This is a genomic window from Jeotgalibacillus sp. R-1-5s-1 (genome assembly GCF_004405105.1).
Classification (GTDB): domain Bacteria; phylum Bacillota; class Bacilli; order Bacillales; family Jeotgalibacillaceae; genus Jeotgalibacillus.
Genome location: NZ_SORW01000028.1, coordinates 67,094 through 84,476, shown reverse-complemented (window position 1 = coordinate 84,476; position 17,383 = coordinate 67,094). Strand labels below are relative to the sequence as shown.

Genomic DNA, 17,383 nt, shown 5'->3' with positions numbered 1-17,383 from the left:
GTTTCTCATTTTCAACTATTTAAATAACATCTACACACAGTAGAAATTAAGTTAATTTAAATTTCCCAACCTCATCCGACAACCCTTCAGCAAGCTTCGCCAATTCATCCGCACTTGCAGAGATCGTCTCTATCGTGCTAAGGGACTGCTGACTCGAAGCTGCCGTTTCTTCAATCCCGGCAGCCGCTTCCTCTGAAACGGAGGCAATCTCCTGGATGGAGGCATTCATGACCTGGCTGTTTTCATTGATCGCAGACAGGTTAACGGAAATTTGACTGACCATCTCAATCATATTTTTAATGGAGTGGTTGATCTCGTTAAATTTCTCGCCAGTTCCGGCAATTTTCTGAGTTCCCGTATTGACTTCACCGTACCCTTTTTCAAGAGAAGTGACGACGCCTTTTGATTCGATCTGGATCCCACTGACAAAACCAGTGATTTCATTAACTGAGCTCGCTACCTGCTCAGCAAGCTTCCGGACTTCATCTGCAACGACAGCGAACCCCTTACCATGTTCACCTGCTCTGGCTGCTTCAATCGCCGCATTTAGTGCAAGCAGGTTTGTCTGTTCTGCCACTTCACGGATGACATTGACAAGCTTTGAAATTTCATTCGTCTGATGGTCGAGTCCACGAACTTTTTGAACCGCATCCGCCATCACATCATCAATGACCATCATCTGCTGAACCGACTCTTCCATCATGGAAGAACCGTCCTCTGCATGACGAATAACCGATTCCGATTGTCTGGAAATATCAGCACTCTGATCATTGATCTCCTGAATTCTCAACGCAAACAGCTCCATTTTTTCTGATAGCTCACCTGCATTATTCGCCTGTGCCTCAGACCCTGAAGCAAGCTCCTGCATCGTCACGGCAATCTGTTCGCTGCCTTCACGTACTTCAACCGATGACTGTGTCAGCTCTTCACTCTGAGCCGATACATTTCCTGTAACAGCAGAAATACTTTGAATGACAGAGCGCAGATCCTCCTGCATTTTGTTCGTCGCTTTGACAAGAACACCGATTTCATCTTTACGTTTAGAATGAATCGGTTCATTTGTTAAATCACCGTTCGCCACAAGCTGCATCCGGTCCGCCACTCTCGCTAATGGCCCGCCAATCGCACGTCCCATGAAAATACCAAGCACAATTGCTGCGATGACGACAGCTATACCAATGATGTAAATGAGTAACCGGTTGAATTCAAAAAGGCTCACTGAATCCTTATAAGTTGATTCTGCAATGGAAACATTCAATTCCTCAAGCTCGATAAGGGAGTCCTTAGCAGTGGAATAATAAGGGGCATTTTCACCAAGCTGAACCTCAGCTGCGTCATAATCTCCCTGGCTAATCGTGCCTGCCAGCACCTGAACACGCTCGGCATAAATATTCCATTCAGATTCGAATCGCTGCACGACTTCCGTTTCCTGCGCTGTCATAGCCGTCGACTGATATTCCTCAAGCAGTTCGGCTACTTTAGCAATATTCTCCTCTGCATTCGCTGTTAATGATGGGTCTCTGTTTACGACAGCCGACATCACCTGTACCCGGGTATTTTCCGTCAGCATTCCGACCTCACCTAACTTCATAATCGGGATGACACGGTCATAATAAGTACTTTCACTATTTGCATTCATCTGTCCTAAAGAAAATAAACTGACAGCTCCTAAAACGATGACTAAAAGTCCTAGAGCCAAATATGAGATAATCAGCTTCCCTTTAATCTTCATCGCCCAACACTCCTCAAATTCATAATGTCTATCTAATTTATATATCGGACGGTTTAAATAGTAGTATGATAGTCTCAATTTTTTTATTTTTATCACAATATAATTGAATCATTCTCCTGATATTCTGAAAAATAATAAAACCTCCAAAATCTCTTTTGGAGGCCGAAAATCATAAAAAGTTGCTATTCAGTTGGGATGACTTTAAAACGCTTAACTTCTTCAGACAAGTCTTCAGCAAGCTTTGCCAGTTCATCCGCACTCGCAGAAATGGTCTCCATCGTACTGAGTGACTGCTGACTGGAAGCAGCCGTTTCTTCAATACCGGCAGCCGCTTCCTCAGAAACAGAGGCAATCTCTTGGATAGAGGCATTCATCACTTGGCTGTCTTCATTTATCGAAGCAAGACTCACTGACACATCAGCAATTTTGCCGATCATACTTTCAATAGATCGATGAATTTCGCTAAACTTTTCACCGGTGCCTGCAATTTTTTGTGTTCCATCATTCACTTCCTGATAGCCTTTTTCGAGAGACTCTACAACTTCTCTTGACTCACGCTGGATCCCACCGACAAATCCGGTAATTTCGCTGACTGATTTAGATACCTGTTCAGCAAGCTTTCGAACCTCATCTGCCACAACAGCAAACCCTTTACCGTTCTCACCGGCACGCGCAGCCTCTATCGCAGCATTTAACGCCAGCAGATTTGTCTGCTCTGCCACATCCCGTATAACATTCACAAGCTTAGAAATTTCATTGGTTTGTTGATCCAGCCCTTTAACCTTTTCAACAGATAGAGCCATCACCTGATCAATGACCATCATCTGGTGAACGGAAGCCTCCATCATCTCTGACCCTTCCTCAGCGTTTTTGATCACTGACTCAGAACGCTCCGTGATCTCGCGATTCTGCTGATTCATCTCATGTACTTTTGCCGCAAAGCCATCCATCTTTTCAGACAGATCAGCTGAGTGATTCGCCTGCGCCTCAGATCCAGATGCCAGCTCCTGCATGGTAACGGCAATCTGCTCACTTCCTTCACGCACTTCATTTGACGACTGGGTCAGCTCTTCACTTTGCGCCGTGACATGAGCGGTCGCCTCATTGATTTTCCGAATCACTTCAGCCAACTGCTCCTGCATTTTATTCTCAGCACGAATCAGGTTCCCAATTTCATCCCGGCGTTTCGACACGAGCGGTTCACCAGTCAGATCCCCCTCAGTAATCTGTTCCATTCTTGAAGAAGCCATTTTGACTGCGCGGCCAATTCGCTGACCCATAAAAGCACCAAGACCAATAGCCAAAATGAGTGCAGCGATACCTATTCCAATCACAAGATTACGATTTGCCTCATAAATCTTACCGTTTGTCTCATCAAGCTCAGCTGCTTTTTCCTCATTCCGTATTTTCAGTTGAAGCAGATTCCCCTGCGCTACCGCAAACAGCGTGCCAGAACTTTGAAGTCCCTTCTCTGCCTCTTCAAATTGACGCTCTTCAATCAGCGCGATATCAGTTTTCACAGCATCCGTAAACTTTGTCCAGGAAGCCTCAAAATTAGCCACCATATCCACTTCACTGCCGTGCACACCTGCTTCTTTATAAGAGGCGATCAATTCATCAATCCGTCCCATATTATTCTCAGCAGACTGCGTCAGCTCAGGATTTTCATAAAGAGCCGCACTGACCATCTGCACCCGCGTATTCTCAGCAAGACGCGTAATATCCATCAAAATCGCATTAGGCAAAACCCGCTGCTCATACATTTCATTACCATTCTGATTCACCAGCTGCAAGGCATATATACTCACAGCCCCTAACATTAACATAATCAGCGCCATCACACTGAATGCAGCCACAAGTCTCGTCCTGATGTTCATCTTTCATCCTCCAGTAATTTCAATCTATCCTTTACTATTATCGGAAGATGTTTGATGTTTTATAGTGCTAATTAACCAATTCACAAGTTTGACAAATTTAAAAGCAGCCGGAAATTTTCCGGCTGCTTATCTATTTCTTCGTATCGTAAAACGCCCCGTCCATCCCTCTCTGCTGACTGTAGGGATCAACATACTGACGATTTTGTTTTTTCTTCTGACGGTGCAGCTGGATGTCTTTTTTGACTTCTGCACCGGATTGTTCGATAAAACGGGTAATCAGTTCGTTAAACTGAAGAATTTCATTCACCCGCTCGCGATCTTCATCCGTTTCAGGAGGTGTTACTTGATCAAGCAGCACGGCTCGCTCAGCGTGAAACTGATTAATGCGCTCAATCACAATCTCGCGTTCCGCCTTCTCCGCATCGTTTCGGATAAACAACAGCATAGAACGGTGAAGCTTTGATAGCTCATGGAGAACTGCCATTAAGCCTGATCCTTATTCCCGAACTGCTGTTGACGATTCAGCTGCATTGCTTCCTTCCACGTATCACGGAGCTGCTGAATCACTTCTTCCGCCTGCTCAAGTGAAGCAAGATCATTCTTCACATTCGCATCCACTAGCTTACTGTTCGCATAATCATAAAGCTGCAGCATCCCTTTTGAAACGTCAGCATTCAGATCAAGCGTCACCATAAACTCCTGTACAATCGCCTGAGCACGGCCGATTAAACGATTACGCTCTTCGATATTTTCTTCCTGCATCGCCGCTTTTGCCTGATTCATAAACTTCAGACAGCCGTTATACAACATGAACGTCAATTCCTGCGGGGAAGCGGTTGTCACTGTATTATTCTGATATTTCGCGTAAGGATTTGCCATTGCCATGGGAAAAACCTCTCCTTTTGTCTTTCAATTTTATTGCTGCTGGTTCATACCAAGCTGTGAAAGCATATAGCTCAGCTGGTCATTCTGCTGCTGCATTGCTTTTTCAAATGCGGCAAACTGCTTCCAGTAACGGTCCTCAGTCGATTGAAGGCGACGTTCAAAATTAGAGATCCGGCTGTCAATGTCGTCAAGGTTTCGTCCGAGTGTAAAGGACTGATTCGTACGAATCCCGTTACCTGCGTGGTCTGTAATGCGCGTGATCGTCGTACTCACTGTATCCCCAATCGTACGGGCAATACCACGGTTACCTTCACCATCTGCAGCAAACAGCTGATAAACAGAATCCGCATCTGTTTCAAGCGCCTCTCTCAGCTTATCCTCATTGATCTCAAGCTTACCGCCATCCATATAATTACGGGTTGTCGTGATCCCGATCTGAGTCAGGTTAGAAAAAGCACCGCCTGTATTAACTGACTCATAAAACCTTGATCGCATACCGTCAATGGCAGAACGTAAATACTGATCATTTCTCAGATTACCTTTACGTGCTTCCTCTTCCCACTTTTCAATTTCTTTTTCGGAGAGGGATTCACGCTGTTCATCTGTTAACGGCTTATAGTCACGGTTTACTTCTTCACGAAGCTTGCCGTTCATTTCGTCAATGAGCGTGTTATATTCTTCTACGAATTTTTTGATGTTTTCCAATGCATTGTCTGTATCATTTGATGACGTTATAGAAACAGAGTTATCCCCACTGTTATTAGTGCTATCAAACGTCCCTTTTAGAGTGAAAGACATTCCGTTTACAGTAAATGCATTAGAGGATCTTTCAGTCTTAAGGCCATTCATTGTAAACTGCGCATTCGTTCCATTTATTTCTCCCGCTGAATCAAGTTTTAGAGCAGAACCAAAGAAATCATTGCCGAAGATCATTTCCTTAGCAGTATCAGGAACACCCTCAGTACTATTATCGTTGAAATTCCCTGTCTCAGTTCGTGTTACGGCAACCTTATCAGCCTGTTTGTCATAAAACATATTAATGCCAATATTAGCGCTATTTACTCTTGAGATCACCTGATCCAACGTAAGATTCCCATCAAATTTAAATTCCTTTACTTCACTTCCTGCTTCCCTGTGAACCTCTACAGAAGCCTTCGCATATTCATGAGCATAAGTTGCCCTCAACTCAGTATTCGCTGCCAGCTGCTCTCCAAAATGTATTTTCCCTTCATTGTCCACAAGGTATTCATCATTTTCAAGCTTTCCAACCGCTGTTTCAAATGAGTCACCCGGAGTAATCGTTCCCTGGGACCAGTTCTTTTCAGCTCCATATGTTCTCTGTCCGCTTGCGTTAGTCGTATAGCTGAATGTTTTAATCTTAGCAGGCACGTCCACCGAATTCACAAATCCGTGCTGTCTCAGCTGAAGCTGACTAGTTGGTGTGGAATTCGTTCTGACTGTATCCACCTGGAGGTAATTATAATCTACTTGAATTTCATCATTAACAGCTAACGCTTTACCAAACTCCAGATTCCCATTTTTCAAAAGACGGACGTCATTGTCCCCAAGTTCTGCTGTTGCACTTGTAATTAGGTTTCTTGCATCTCCATTGACCTTAATTACAGGTGGGTTGGCACCAAACTGAACTTCTCCACCTGCAGACATATTGCTAAGTCTAAAATCTGTACCTGTAGTCTTTACTTCGATTTTATCCGTGACAGCAGTCCCGACTTTGACTGCAGTAGCATGAAAAGTTAAACCATCAAAAACATCTCTCTGTGATGAGATACTTTGTGTCGAATCAAGTTTAATGCCATCTGCACTAATCTTATCAGCGCTATTGTTGGTTGCAGCAGTAGCAAGTGCCGTCACCTTGTCAAAAGTATAAGATACATTACCAGCTGATGAGTTCGCTGTTGCTGTTATTTTACTGGTATCAGAAGATGCAACAGTCTTAGATGTGAAGGTTGACTGTAAACGCATATTCAAAAGACTGTCTCTAAATGTAGACAGCTTTGTATTAACAGAACGGTAATCCTCCAGCTTCCACTGCAGTGCCTGCTTCTGCTGTTTGATTTTATCAAAAGGAAGACGTTCAGCCCTCATCAGATTTTCAACAATGCTTTGGGTATCAAAACCTGAGGCCAGACCACCAAATCGAATTCGATCCATTTTTATCATCCCTCCAGGCTTCTATAAATTCCGAACAAAGAAGCCAATTTTCTTCTATAAGTAGTATCGGCACGTTGTCCATGAAGTTTAGAAAAAATATCAAAAAACAGTCCTCTGCTCCGGAATCGTTTTTCCGTTTCAAAGGACTGTCTTTTAAGCTTTTTCGTCAATCATGAATCCCATATATTCAACCATTCGTGAAACCATATCAAGAAATTCTTCTGATGGAATCTCACGGACGACTTCTTCCGTTTTTTTGTCAACCACCTTAATCATCAGTCTTTCAGTTTCTTCATGAACATTAAATTTAACAGTCGTATAATTGACTTCAAACAATTTATTTGTCTGATCAACCTGACGCTGTATCTCCTGCAGTGTTTCATGGCTGTTTTCATCACGCTTGGCTTTTTTCACAGCCTCTTTTGCCTGCTCCACGGCAGCTTCTGTTACATTTGGTGTTTCATTTGGGCGGCGCTCCTGGACGATCTTATCTAACAGCTCACGGTTCACCGTGGTGTTTGATGCAACTTGAATCTTCATGTCATCCCTCTCCTGCATTCATATTTATTCTTTATATCGGTCATGACAGGTGTATAGTGTAGAGGATAGTGTGTAATTTTTTTGATATGCATCAATTCTTATTCAATATCACAGCATAAAAAAACAGCCCTTATGATAGGACTGCTGATTAAAGCTTAATATCAATATTCCCGCCTAAGTGTGGCTGTGCAGCATGTTGAATAGCCAAGGAATCAGCTGAGCTCATCAGCTCCTGTAACGCTGCACCCTGCTGCTCTGCCTGACCCATTTGTTTTTTCATTAGGGCGATTGACGTATTCTGCTGAAGCTGCCCTTGGCTCATTGCCATTGATAATAGTGCAATATCCATCCAATCTCTCCTTTATTGTAAAAGTAATGGTTCAAATGAAGATGTCATTATACGCTGAAACTGACTGAACTGTGGAATTAAAGAGAACTGAAGTATCTCTATGACTTTTTGAAAATCTTTGAATCCAAAGAATTCCACAACATTATACGCTGAATCAGTTATATTATCGAGCACTGTGCATAAGTCATTATTTTCTATCTCTAATGCTATTGGCTTTATAGAAGTATTAAGTTGAGCATAGCCCTTCATTGATTCCTCAAACATAAAAATTGCCTGTTCATTTTTGCACTCATCAATCAATTTACGGGTATGTAAAATTGCTTCCAGAATAGTATCCGATAAATTAACTGCCTGCTTTATTACATCACTATACTTTTCCATATCATCACATCCTAAACTGAATTTAATTTAACACATGTCTAAATCAGACAATTACATAAGTTTTTCAAGAACTGAATATTTTTTCCGTTTTTCTTAATAAGAATGACATACATCGAGCATTAACTTATTTTTGTGTTTATACAATAAAGTTAATTGGATTGTTACTAACAGACACAATTTACGAAAAATTAGTATGAAATTATTAATATCGTTTTTATTATAATCGGCATCTATATAAAAAACTTAAGATACATCTGAATTATTTGCTTGAGTAAGTTTAATAAAGTATGAAAATTTCAAACAGATACGTGAAACCATCATTTTATATGGCCCCAATTAACAGGAGTTCCTCTTTTTAAATCTCTGGTCGAGATTGAACCTATTATTTCATCAATATACTTGGGTGGTAAACCATAGCCTGGTCGAATTGATTTCACATTTTCGTTTGTGAAAATTTCTCCAGCTTTGATATCTTTAATTACAAAAAGAGACCTCGCAAATTCACGACTCTTGTTCTTTTTATCAGTCATCTCGTAGTCAACTTTACCCATAGAATTTTCCGCATCCCTAACTGCTTCAACCATGCTTTTAAATTCTTGAGGGTCCATTGAGAAGCTGGAGTCCGGTCCTCCTATACTTTTATCCAGAATAAAGTGTTTTTCTATAACCTTTGCTCCTAATGCTACAGCTGTAACAGGAACAGTTGAACCGATCGTATGATCTGATAAACCCACTTCCACATGAAATGTTTCTTTCAAGTTTGGGATCGTTCTTAGATTGGCATCCTCAATTTTTGCCGGATATGCGGACGTACACTTCAGCAAAATGATCTGATCATTACCTTTTCTTCTACAAGCATTTACTGCTTCATCTATTTCACCAATTGTAGCAATGCCAGTTGAAATGATCATTGGTTTCATCTTAGAAGCTGTATACTCTATTAAAGGAATATCTGTTATTTCAAAGGATGCAATTTTATAAGCCGGTACATTTAATTTCTCTAGGAAATCTACAGCTGTATGATCAAAAGGACTAGAAAAGCAAATGAGTCCGAGTTCTTTAGCATAATTCATGAGTTCTTCGTGCCATTCCCATGGGGTATAGGCCTCTTTATATAAATCATATAGAGTTCTTCCATCCCATATAGTTCCTTGATTCAGTTTAAAATGCTCAGTATCGCAATCAATCGTAATAGTATCAGGAGTAAAAGTTTGAACTTTTATAGCATCAGCCCCTGCTTCCTTAGCTGCTTTTATTGTTTTTTTGGCAATATCTATATCTCGTCCATGATTTGCAGACATTTCAGCGATAATAAATACTGTGGACTCTTTAGTAATGTCCCTATTTCCAATTTTAATAACACGATTCATGATCAAGTACCTCTCATTTCTCTAAATCAAAAAAAACCTCATTTAATGTCCTTACGCCAACTCCTTTTTTAAACTTAGGAGTATAGCAGATTTTATTACCTAGATATATGTCTAACCACCATTTTAAATCTTCGAATCCGAAATAATGTCTAAAATAAATAGTGCTAGATAACCTAGGGTTAATTTCAAAGGGTATATATTCTCCAGTAAAGTCTTTCCTAACTTGTACATTAATAGATCCTCTTAAATTAGTAATTTTCGCAATTTTTTTTGACAACTGATCAATCTTTTCATCTTGAACTAACTTTACTTGCCGACTTAAACTCCCGAAACCTAAGTATCTTTGAAAAGCGATATTATAAGTTGACTTTCCATCCGAAAATATCCCTATTGTATATTCATTATCTATTGTACCTATGATTTCCTGAACAATTGCATCTTGATGTTTCTTCTTAAAATAATCTAAGTCTATTTCATCATCTATTTTAAATATGCCTTTACCCCCTACTGATTCCTTAAGTTTTAGAATTATAGGGAATTTTAATTCTCCTTTAAATTCTTTCAATATATATGTTTTAGGGTGCTTGATGTGATTTTTTTTGAAAAACTCTATTGTTTTATGCTTATCTGTAAAATTCCTAACTATAAAATTATTATTTATTAATATTTTTATGTTATAAGTATTAAATAATTCTTTGTTTTCATTTAATACTTTTATTTCTTGTTCGGAGCTAGGTATAATTATATCTATATCATACTTCAAACATATCTCTAACATGAAATTTATATAGTGATCTTTTTCAGAAGCCTTAGGGGCTATGTGAAATTTATCCACTTCAAGTTTCCCAATTGGATAATCGTTAATGTCGCAACCTACAAGCATAGAGTGATATTTTATCTCGTTTAAACACTTTAAAATTCCAAATCCTATATCTCCACCAATACCAGTCACAAATAATTTCAGGTTCCTATTCTTCAGCATACTTAAAACTCCTTTTCAAAACTTCGACGAGATATGCTGGCTCAGCATCAAATCCTTTTATTTCAGAAATTAACTTTTCAATTTCATATTTAATGGATATAAATTCAATACTCCGGGTAGTAGTATCAAGAAGTACATAACATGGCGGTTTTCCATCTCTAGGTTGTCCAAGTGAACCCGGATTAATTATGTGTGTATTTCCAATTTTTTTATTTAATCTATAATGAGTATGTCCCTGAAGTATATAATCAAAGTTAAATTCTTTATATTTATCAAAATTATAATCAGGATAACAATATTCATTTAATGAATCCCATGGTGTACCATGAAACATAGCAATATTCAGTCCATCTATTGTTAATACACACTCACTTTGTAGTTTTTCCAAAAAAAGAAAATTCTCTTTTGTAATATTAAAAGAAAGGTTTTCGAAAGATTTTCCGTATTTTCCTGAATAAAATTCTAAATCTACCTTGCCTTTCATAATATCTAAAAACATCTTATCGTGATTTCCTAATATGCAACGAATGTTTTTGATTGATCTTAACACATCAATTATTTCGTTCTGATTGTAATAATAACCACAAATATCACCACAGAAAAGAAAATAATCTACATTATCATCTAACATGGAATTAAATGCTCTTTCAAATGAGTAGTTATTTCCATGTATATCTGAAAAAATTGCCACTTTCATTCATTTCACCTATTCTCATGTTAAATAATTCTATACATATATACATAATCGGCTACAAAAAAATAAAGCTTGATATTTTAAAATTTCTCGTTTTTTTATGGTGATTTTCAGGAAATAATAATTATTATCCCAAATCCAGATTATAGTATTGTTTCCAAATTTAATTCACTTGACATTAACTTTCTAATAATGCGGTAACAATTTTTTTTATACCAGAAGTATCAATTAGAGTTTTGTATCTTTTGTTTAAGGCTACTCTTTCATCATAGTTCATAAGTATATTAAACTCATTCATTAAATCTTTTTCAAAATCTACTTTTTCCCAGTTCAAAATTTTATTTACCAAATTAAATTTAATTAAACCTTTTGTCGTGTATTTCTGATTATCAACCACTTGAATGGGAATAAAAGGTGTTCTCCTACTCAGCAATTCATATACAGTCTGTCCAGCTGCTGTTATTACTATGTCAGAAACGTCTATAAAATTTTTCATATCTTCATCGATTAAGTTGTAATGTAGATTAGTTTTACAATCACATTTTTGCTTAATTTCATTAATATTGTTGAAGCCGCTTCCAATTACTACGTTTTTAGAAATATGTGGATATACTTTTAGGCAGTCCATTATTTTCGGTGTAAGGTTTCTTATGTCTGAGCCTCCTAAAGTAATCAATACTTTTTGTACATCTTTATTTATTATTTTTGTATGTCGACTATAAAATGCATCTCTAAGAATGATGTATTCTTTTCCTAATAAATATTTGATATTCATGTTTTCAGGATAATAATGTTCGTCTGTATATATCGATGGATTTAATACAATACCTTCCGGATAATTTAAACGGTTATAATCATCTATGCATAAAATTTTAATTGATTGGTTGGCGATATAATTGTATATGGCAGAAGATGCTTTATATGAATCTATTATACATATCATATCTTTCAGATTGATTCTTTTAATATTTTGAAGTTCAGTCCAATTATAAAGTTCGTATTTTCTATTCTTCAGAGTTTCACTTATATGTTTTTTATCCCCACAAATAATAAATTTTACGCTAATAGCTCTCCGCTCTAATTCATCGTAAATAGAGCAACATCTTGAAATATGTCCAAATCCACTTTGACTCCCGCCTTCAGTAAAGATTAACACCTTCATGTTTTTCATCCTTCAATTTAATTGATTTTCTTTTGCTCTATATGTTTATTAATTGCGAAAAGGTCAGCCTCTTTTTTAAATACTTGTATAATATCGTTTAAGTAAAAACTATGTTCTCCCCTATATAGCCTTTTATAAATTTCAGTAATTAGATTAAAATCTTCATTGGTATCTAGCGTCCATCTATACATCGAATAATCATAAGGATGCTTATAAATATAAATATTATTACTGTTCTCATATAAATACGGGGTAACATGTTCTAATTGATAAGGTTCTTTTGCATATGAAAACGCATTCTTCAATTCCCCAAAAGAAAATATTTCCGCATCAAGTCCTCTTGGATATGTTCTTTGTGAAATGTCTGATCCAGCATTTGTAACTATATCATAACTTTCATTAATGTATAATTTTATCATCTCATCAATAATGTTTGGATCAATTAATGGACAGTCAGAGGTAATTCTGACGACTACATCAGTATTGTTTTGTTTAGCAGCATAATAATACCTGCTCAAAACGTCAGATTCACTACCTCTAAAAACTTTCACCCCAGCTTTTAATGCTTCATCAACAACCTGGTGATCTTCCGGGTTTTCTGTTGTTGCAATGATGATGTCATCAACCTCAGTTGACTGTGAAACTCTCTCGATAACATGCGCAAGTACAGTCTTGTCGCCTAATTTTTTCAACACTTTCCCCGGCAAACGTGTAGAGCCCATCCTGGTTTGAATGATCGCAGTTATCTTCATACCGTCTTCTCCCGTAATTCAATGATTACCTTTTTAACCGCAGCTATCACATCATTCACATCGTTTTCAGACATTGCAGGAAACAGTGGTAATGTGATAATACTCTCATATATTTCTTCAGCAACAGGACAGAGACCATCTGGATATCCAAGTTCTTTATAATAGGGATGCTGATACACTGGTATATAGTGAACATTAACACCAATATTTTCATCAATAAGTGCTTCAAAAACCATTTTTCTATTTGTACGAAAAACATTTTTATTCAACCTGATCGTATATAAATGCCAGCTCGATTCACCGTCTCCGTGCTGAAATGGAGTAATGATTTCATCCAACTCTTTAAATGAATTTGTATACATTAATGCGTATTTCTTACGAACATCAATAAAATGATCAAGCTTTTTCAGCTGACTTTCCCCTAATGCAGCCTGGATATCAGTCATGCGATAGTTGTATCCCAGAAATTGCATTTCATAATGCCATGGCCCCTCATTGTTTCCTAAGAGTGCAGGATTCCGTGTGATGCCATGAGAGCGGAACATCTCTAATTTACGATAATACTCTTCACTATTTGTGGTAATGACTCCACCCTCGCCGGACGTAATATGCTTAACAGGATGGAAACTGAACATCGTCATATCACTGAAAGAACCTGTTTTCATGCCTTTGTATGTTGCTCCCAGCGCATGTGCAGCATCTTCAATAATCACTAAATTATGCTTTTTTGCTAATTCATTCAGTTTCTCATAGTCTGCTGGTTGTCCTGTAAAATCTACAGGGATGATCGCTTTGGTTTTTGGCGTAATTAACGATGCCACTTCAACTGGATCTATATTATAAGTATTGGGGTCAACGTCTGCAAAAACAGGTGTCCCTCCCTGATACAGCACACAATTTGAACTGGCTGCAAAAGTAAGGGGTGTTGTGATCACTTCGTCACCTGCTTCAATTCCTGCAGCAAAACACGCCCCGTGCAAAGCAGCAGTACCGTTAGAAAAAGCGACTGCATATTTAGCTCCGGTATATTGGGCAATTGCTTGTTCGAACTTTTGAACATATGGCCCGGTCGTGAGGTAATCTCCCTTTAATACATCAATGACCGTCTTAATGTCATCTTCATCTATCCACTGACGACCATAAGGTAAGAACTCTTTTCTTTTAGTTGCATTCTCTAACGTGAGCTTACTCTTCATTTTGCTCAACCCTTTACTAGTTCTCTCAGCTGTTCCACTGTTAACCAATCATTGTTACGATCACTGACATAGCTAAAACCATCGTGAAGTTTTATTCCACCATTTGCAAACCCCTCATCCCACCAAGGAAATTCGGGTTGTATAACGTAATAAGAATCATATTCCAAGGTTCTCCTGGCATCGTCTTCAGTAATCATAGATTCATGAAGTTTCTCTCCAGGACGGATGCCAATGATTTTAGTTTCTACATTTGGAGCTATAGCCCGAGCTAAATCTTTTACTCTCATACTTGGAATTTTAGGAACAAAAATCTCCCCACCCTTCATCCTATCTAAACTATCTATAACAAATTGAACTCCTTGATCTAAAGTAATCCAAAAACGCGTCATACGCTCATCTGTAACTGGAATTGAATCTGATCCTTGATCAACAAGCTTTTTAAAAAATGGAACAACGCTCCCCCTGCTACCTACAACATTTCCGTATCGAACGACAGAAAACCGTGTTGGCTTATCCCCAGCATACGAATTTCCGGCAACGAAAAGTTTATCTGAAGCAAGCTTTGTAGCACCATATAAATTTACCGGACTTGCTGCTTTATCAGTACTGAGCGCAATAACCTTTCCAACGCCGCGATCTATGGCAGCTTCTATGATATTTTGAGCACCATTTATATTGGTTTTTACGGCTTCAAATGGATTATATTCACAAGCCTCAACGTGCTTTAAAGCAGCTGCATGTATTACTATATCAACTCCGTCAAAAGCACGGTACAATCGATCTTTATCTCGAACATCTCCAATAAAAAATCTGATCCTAGGATCAGTAAATTCCTTGGCCATTTCATATTGCTTTAATTCATCACGACTAAAAATAATGACCTTTTTTAAATTAGATTCAATTATTTTCTTTGTGAATTTTTTCCCAAAAGATCCTGTTCCACCTGTAACTAAAATTATTTTGTTGTCTAAATTCAATTTAATCACTCCTAATAGGAAAATAAGTATTTATGATTTATCCTTCAAAAATAATGAACTTTATATGTACAAAACATGATTATTCAATTATATAACTTATATCGGCTATTTTTTTTCATATTACATTAATTTTATACGAAAAATAAAGGAGAGCTAAAAATAACTCTCCTTTACCTGAATCATTTACATCATAAAAAATGTAAGATTGCAAGATTTTCACGAGGGGCCAACTTTGTTAATTTTGATCTACTCAAATTTATTATTAAACTTTATTCCAATCATAAAAAATAAGAAATCGATACGTGAAAGTAATTAATTTAGTTTTTCACTTGCTGTTTTTAGACATTCTTGCACTTTCTTAGTCATTTTTGCCACATTTATAAAAAAAACCTCATGTAGTAAACTACTTTCAGCAATAGCTTGGTGATTAGAACTATATTTCGAAGGAATTGCATTAATATCTATTTCGAATTTAATGAAATATGACTGTATCGTGTGCATTATTAACCCTCCAAAAGTTTTAGGATAAGCAGTTTGTATCTTTGATTTACATTTCAATATCTCATTGTTAATATTTATTAATTTTCGGTCTGAAAATTCAGTATGTCGATTTAAAACAATTTCTTCCAAATATATCTTTTTTTCATTAATCATTTGAACAGATGAATTACAAATTTCAATGATCTTATCTGTATCTAAAATGGTTTCATCTAACAAAATCTTTACTCTATTTATATCATTAAAACGATCGGAATCTTTAAAATTAGAAAGAGACTCTTTAATTAATTCGAGGGGATTAAAGCTCTTATTAATATGTCTTTGAATTGATTCTGCTAAAGGCATTATTTCAGTTCCCTGAATATATGCGCCACCTTCAGTGCTATTAATACATTGTCCGCTATAAAAGTGAATATCTTCTTCGTAACCTTTTCTAAACATATTCCACACAGGTGTCGTCTCAATTAGTTCTCCATCATTACCCATGACTTTTAAGTAATTTCCTTTAAGAAACGACTCCTGTCTTTCACCTAAGTCGGCACCTTTAGCATGAGTAGTACCATCTCTACTAAACGCTAAATCTTGTCCAGTAAGTATAATAGGATTACATCCCAATGCCTCTGCTAGCTTAAATGCCATATTCCCTGACGATGCTTTAATGTTAAGGGTTCCCTTTTCAATGCCCAGCCAATTAAAATGAGAGAAATCTCTATATACAATTACTCGTGGACCAGGATACGCCTCATACACACTGTTTTGAATGACGGGACATGCCGCAAAATGTATATCCTCCACTTCCTCCTTTTTAAAACCTTTCACTAATTCAATTACTTGAGGAACCCTTTCGAGTGAAGTAACAAGGTGAGGTTTGATACCCATGCCGATCAATATTCTTAAAGATGCATCCGGACATATTATTAGTGCTTTATCTTCGAGCCCTTTTAATAAATGCTTGTTCTTATTCAATGACGGACCGGTTGAAACTATAATAGCAGGTTTCCCTTTAAATTTATTGTATAAATAATCAATTCCAGGGTTATTCACAATTTCAATTATATTTTCAAGCATATTCTCTATTCCAATTAAAGAATCTTCAGGATCATTCCCATAAAATTCAATGACCCGCAAACCTGTTTCTCTAAAAACTTTAATTAAATTTACATAATAATCTTTATTAACCCTTAATGAACTCGTGTGATAAACAGGGTTTGTCGCTTTTAGATATAATATACGATTATTTGATTTTAGTATATGAAACAACTCGTGAGGTAATTCTTCATCATTTTTTCCTATAATAAACAAAAAATTTTTGTTATTAATAAAACTAGAAAAATCGTTCACCATGAGTGCTAATTTGAAAATCTCCCATTCTTTTTCAACAACCATAATTTGCATTGTTTTTTGCTTTTGTGAAACCTCTTTAACAAAAGCTAACAATTCATACCCTAATCCTAATCCAAGAAATAAAGCCATTTTTGTGTTTACTAAATTTAATTTTTGCAGTTCACTTTTTGAATCTTGAAATGGATCCATACCATTGTAATAGAATAAATTCTTGTATTTTACTTCTAAATTATAATTATTTTTCTTTAATTTCTTTAATGAATATTTGTTATTATTAACTGTTGTATCCTTTAATCGCTCTGCTACTTCAGGATAAATCTTGCTCAAAGAATCTATATTCTTTTTGTATGTATTTTTCAGATATAAATCTGTAGTAATAGTTGACATAAATAACTTTACACACCCTTTCATTTTAATAAAGCTTAAAAGATTAAGCTTTATTAAAATAAAAGGGCTCAATTAAATATCGAGC

At 36.9% G+C, this 17,383-nt stretch carries 16 protein-coding genes; all 16 read right to left on the bottom strand.

From position 1 onward, the window contains the following. Positions 1–46 precede the first annotated feature (46 nt). On the bottom strand, positions 47–1,732 hold the full coding sequence (locus E2491_RS11540; protein ID WP_134375804.1) for a methyl-accepting chemotaxis protein: 1,686 nt from the start codon (positions 1,730–1,732) through the stop codon (positions 47–49). A gap of 182 nt (positions 1,733–1,914) precedes the next feature. Next, positions 1,915–3,609 (bottom strand): methyl-accepting chemotaxis protein, encoded by a 1,695-nt coding sequence (locus E2491_RS11535; protein ID WP_134375803.1) that lies wholly within the window; start codon positions 3,607–3,609, stop codon positions 1,915–1,917. 130 nt (positions 3,610–3,739) lie between these two features. Then, positions 3,740–4,093 carry a flagellar protein FliT gene (fliT, locus tag E2491_RS11530; protein WP_134375802.1) on the bottom strand — a complete coding sequence of 118 codons (354 nt, stop codon included), beginning with the start codon at positions 4,091–4,093 and terminating at the stop codon, positions 3,740–3,742. Further along, a complete protein-coding gene (fliS, locus tag E2491_RS11525) occupies positions 4,093–4,494 on the bottom strand; it encodes a flagellar export chaperone FliS (RefSeq protein WP_134375801.1) in 402 nt (133 codons plus the stop codon). Before fliS ends, fliT begins: the two co-directional genes overlap by 1 nt. Before the next feature lie 30 nt (positions 4,495–4,524). Further along, positions 4,525–6,666: a flagellar filament capping protein FliD gene (gene fliD / locus E2491_RS11520; protein WP_166805864.1), complete on the bottom strand. Its 2,142-nt coding sequence runs from the start codon at positions 6,664–6,666 to the stop codon at positions 4,525–4,527. Between the two features lie 153 nt (positions 6,667–6,819). After that, positions 6,820–7,206, bottom strand: a complete 387-nt coding sequence (locus E2491_RS11515) for a flagellar protein FlaG (RefSeq protein ID WP_166805863.1) — start codon at positions 7,204–7,206, stop codon at positions 6,820–6,822. A 148-nt stretch (positions 7,207–7,354) separates the two neighbouring features. Next, the gene (locus E2491_RS11510) at positions 7,355–7,555 is read right to left on the bottom strand and encodes a YjfB family protein (RefSeq protein ID WP_134375798.1); all 201 of its coding nucleotides are present in this window, start codon (positions 7,553–7,555) and stop codon (positions 7,355–7,357) included. A 12-nt stretch (positions 7,556–7,567) separates the two neighbouring features. Next, entirely contained in the window at positions 7,568–7,936 is a 369-nt protein-coding gene (locus E2491_RS11505; RefSeq protein ID WP_134375797.1) for a DUF8042 domain-containing protein, read from the bottom strand. Positions 7,937–8,253: 317 nt separating this feature from the next. Continuing rightward, on the bottom strand, positions 8,254–9,306 hold the full coding sequence (gene pseI / locus E2491_RS11500; RefSeq protein ID WP_134375796.1) for a pseudaminic acid synthase: 1,053 nt from the start codon (positions 9,304–9,306) through the stop codon (positions 8,254–8,256). Between the two features lie 13 nt (positions 9,307–9,319). Beyond that, positions 9,320–10,288, bottom strand: coding sequence for an ATP-grasp domain-containing protein (locus tag E2491_RS11495; RefSeq protein WP_134375795.1), 969 nt, complete (start codon positions 10,286–10,288; stop codon positions 9,320–9,322). Then, a complete protein-coding gene (locus tag E2491_RS11490; protein ID WP_134375794.1) occupies positions 10,275–10,985 on the bottom strand; it encodes a metallophosphoesterase family protein in 711 nt (236 codons plus the stop codon). The genes E2491_RS11495 and E2491_RS11490 overlap by 14 nt, the downstream gene beginning before the upstream one ends. A 175-nt stretch (positions 10,986–11,160) precedes the next feature. Beyond that, positions 11,161–12,144 carry a UDP-2,4-diacetamido-2,4,6-trideoxy-beta-L-altropyranose hydrolase gene (gene pseG, locus E2491_RS11485; protein WP_166805862.1) on the bottom strand — a complete coding sequence of 328 codons (984 nt, stop codon included), beginning with the start codon at positions 12,142–12,144 and terminating at the stop codon, positions 11,161–11,163. A 17-nt stretch (positions 12,145–12,161) separates the two neighbouring features. Beyond that, entirely contained in the window at positions 12,162–12,896 is a 735-nt protein-coding gene (locus tag E2491_RS11480) for a cytidylyltransferase domain-containing protein (protein ID WP_134375792.1), read from the bottom strand. Next, entirely contained in the window at positions 12,893–14,092 is a 1,200-nt protein-coding gene (pseC, locus tag E2491_RS11475; RefSeq protein ID WP_134375791.1) for a UDP-4-amino-4,6-dideoxy-N-acetyl-beta-L-altrosamine transaminase, read from the bottom strand. Before pseC ends, E2491_RS11480 begins: the two co-directional genes overlap by 4 nt. Before the next feature lie 5 nt (positions 14,093–14,097). Beyond that, on the bottom strand, positions 14,098–15,069 hold the full coding sequence (gene pseB / locus E2491_RS11470; RefSeq protein ID WP_134375790.1) for a UDP-N-acetylglucosamine 4,6-dehydratase (inverting): 972 nt from the start codon (positions 15,067–15,069) through the stop codon (positions 14,098–14,100). 312 nt (positions 15,070–15,381) lie between these two features. Further along, entirely contained in the window at positions 15,382–17,298 is a 1,917-nt protein-coding gene (locus E2491_RS11465; RefSeq protein ID WP_166805861.1) for a motility associated factor glycosyltransferase family protein, read from the bottom strand. Positions 17,299–17,383 lie beyond the last annotated feature (85 nt).

Bases quoted from the DNA above. Each gene is read 5' to 3' on its own strand.
- E2491_RS11540 (WP_134375804.1), bottom strand. From the start codon at position 1,732: ATGAAGATTAAAGGGAAGCTGATTATCTCATATTTGGCTCTAGGACTT.
- E2491_RS11535 (WP_134375803.1), bottom strand. From the start codon at position 3,609: ATGAACATCAGGACGAGACTTGTGGCTGCATTCAGTGTGATGGCGCTG.
- fliT (WP_134375802.1), bottom strand. From the start codon at position 4,093: ATGGCAGTTCTCCATGAGCTATCAAAGCTTCACCGTTCTATGCTGTTG.
- fliS (WP_134375801.1), bottom strand. From the start codon at position 4,494: ATGGCAATGGCAAATCCTTACGCGAAATATCAGAATAATACAGTGACA.
- fliD (WP_166805864.1), bottom strand. From the start codon at position 6,666: ATGGATCGAATTCGATTTGGTGGTCTGGCCTCAGGTTTTGATACCCAA.
- E2491_RS11515 (WP_166805863.1), bottom strand. From the start codon at position 7,206: ATGAAGATTCAAGTTGCATCAAACACCACGGTGAACCGTGAGCTGTTA.
- E2491_RS11510 (WP_134375798.1), bottom strand. From the start codon at position 7,555: ATGGATATTGCACTATTATCAATGGCAATGAGCCAAGGGCAGCTTCAG.
- E2491_RS11505 (WP_134375797.1), bottom strand. From the start codon at position 7,936: ATGGAAAAGTATAGTGATGTAATAAAGCAGGCAGTTAATTTATCGGAT.
- pseI (WP_134375796.1), bottom strand. From the start codon at position 9,306: ATGAATCGTGTTATTAAAATTGGAAATAGGGACATTACTAAAGAGTCC.
- E2491_RS11495 (WP_134375795.1), bottom strand. From the start codon at position 10,288: ATGCTGAAGAATAGGAACCTGAAATTATTTGTGACTGGTATTGGTGGA.
- E2491_RS11490 (WP_134375794.1), bottom strand. From the start codon at position 10,985: ATGAAAGTGGCAATTTTTTCAGATATACATGGAAATAACTACTCATTT.
- pseG (WP_166805862.1), bottom strand. From the start codon at position 12,144: ATGAAGGTGTTAATCTTTACTGAAGGCGGGAGTCAAAGTGGATTTGGA.
- E2491_RS11480 (WP_134375792.1), bottom strand. From the start codon at position 12,896: ATGAAGATAACTGCGATCATTCAAACCAGGATGGGCTCTACACGTTTG.
- pseC (WP_134375791.1), bottom strand. From the start codon at position 14,092: ATGAAGAGTAAGCTCACGTTAGAGAATGCAACTAAAAGAAAAGAGTTC.
- E2491_RS11465 (WP_166805861.1), bottom strand. From the start codon at position 17,298: ATGTCAACTATTACTACAGATTTATATCTGAAAAATACATACAAAAAG.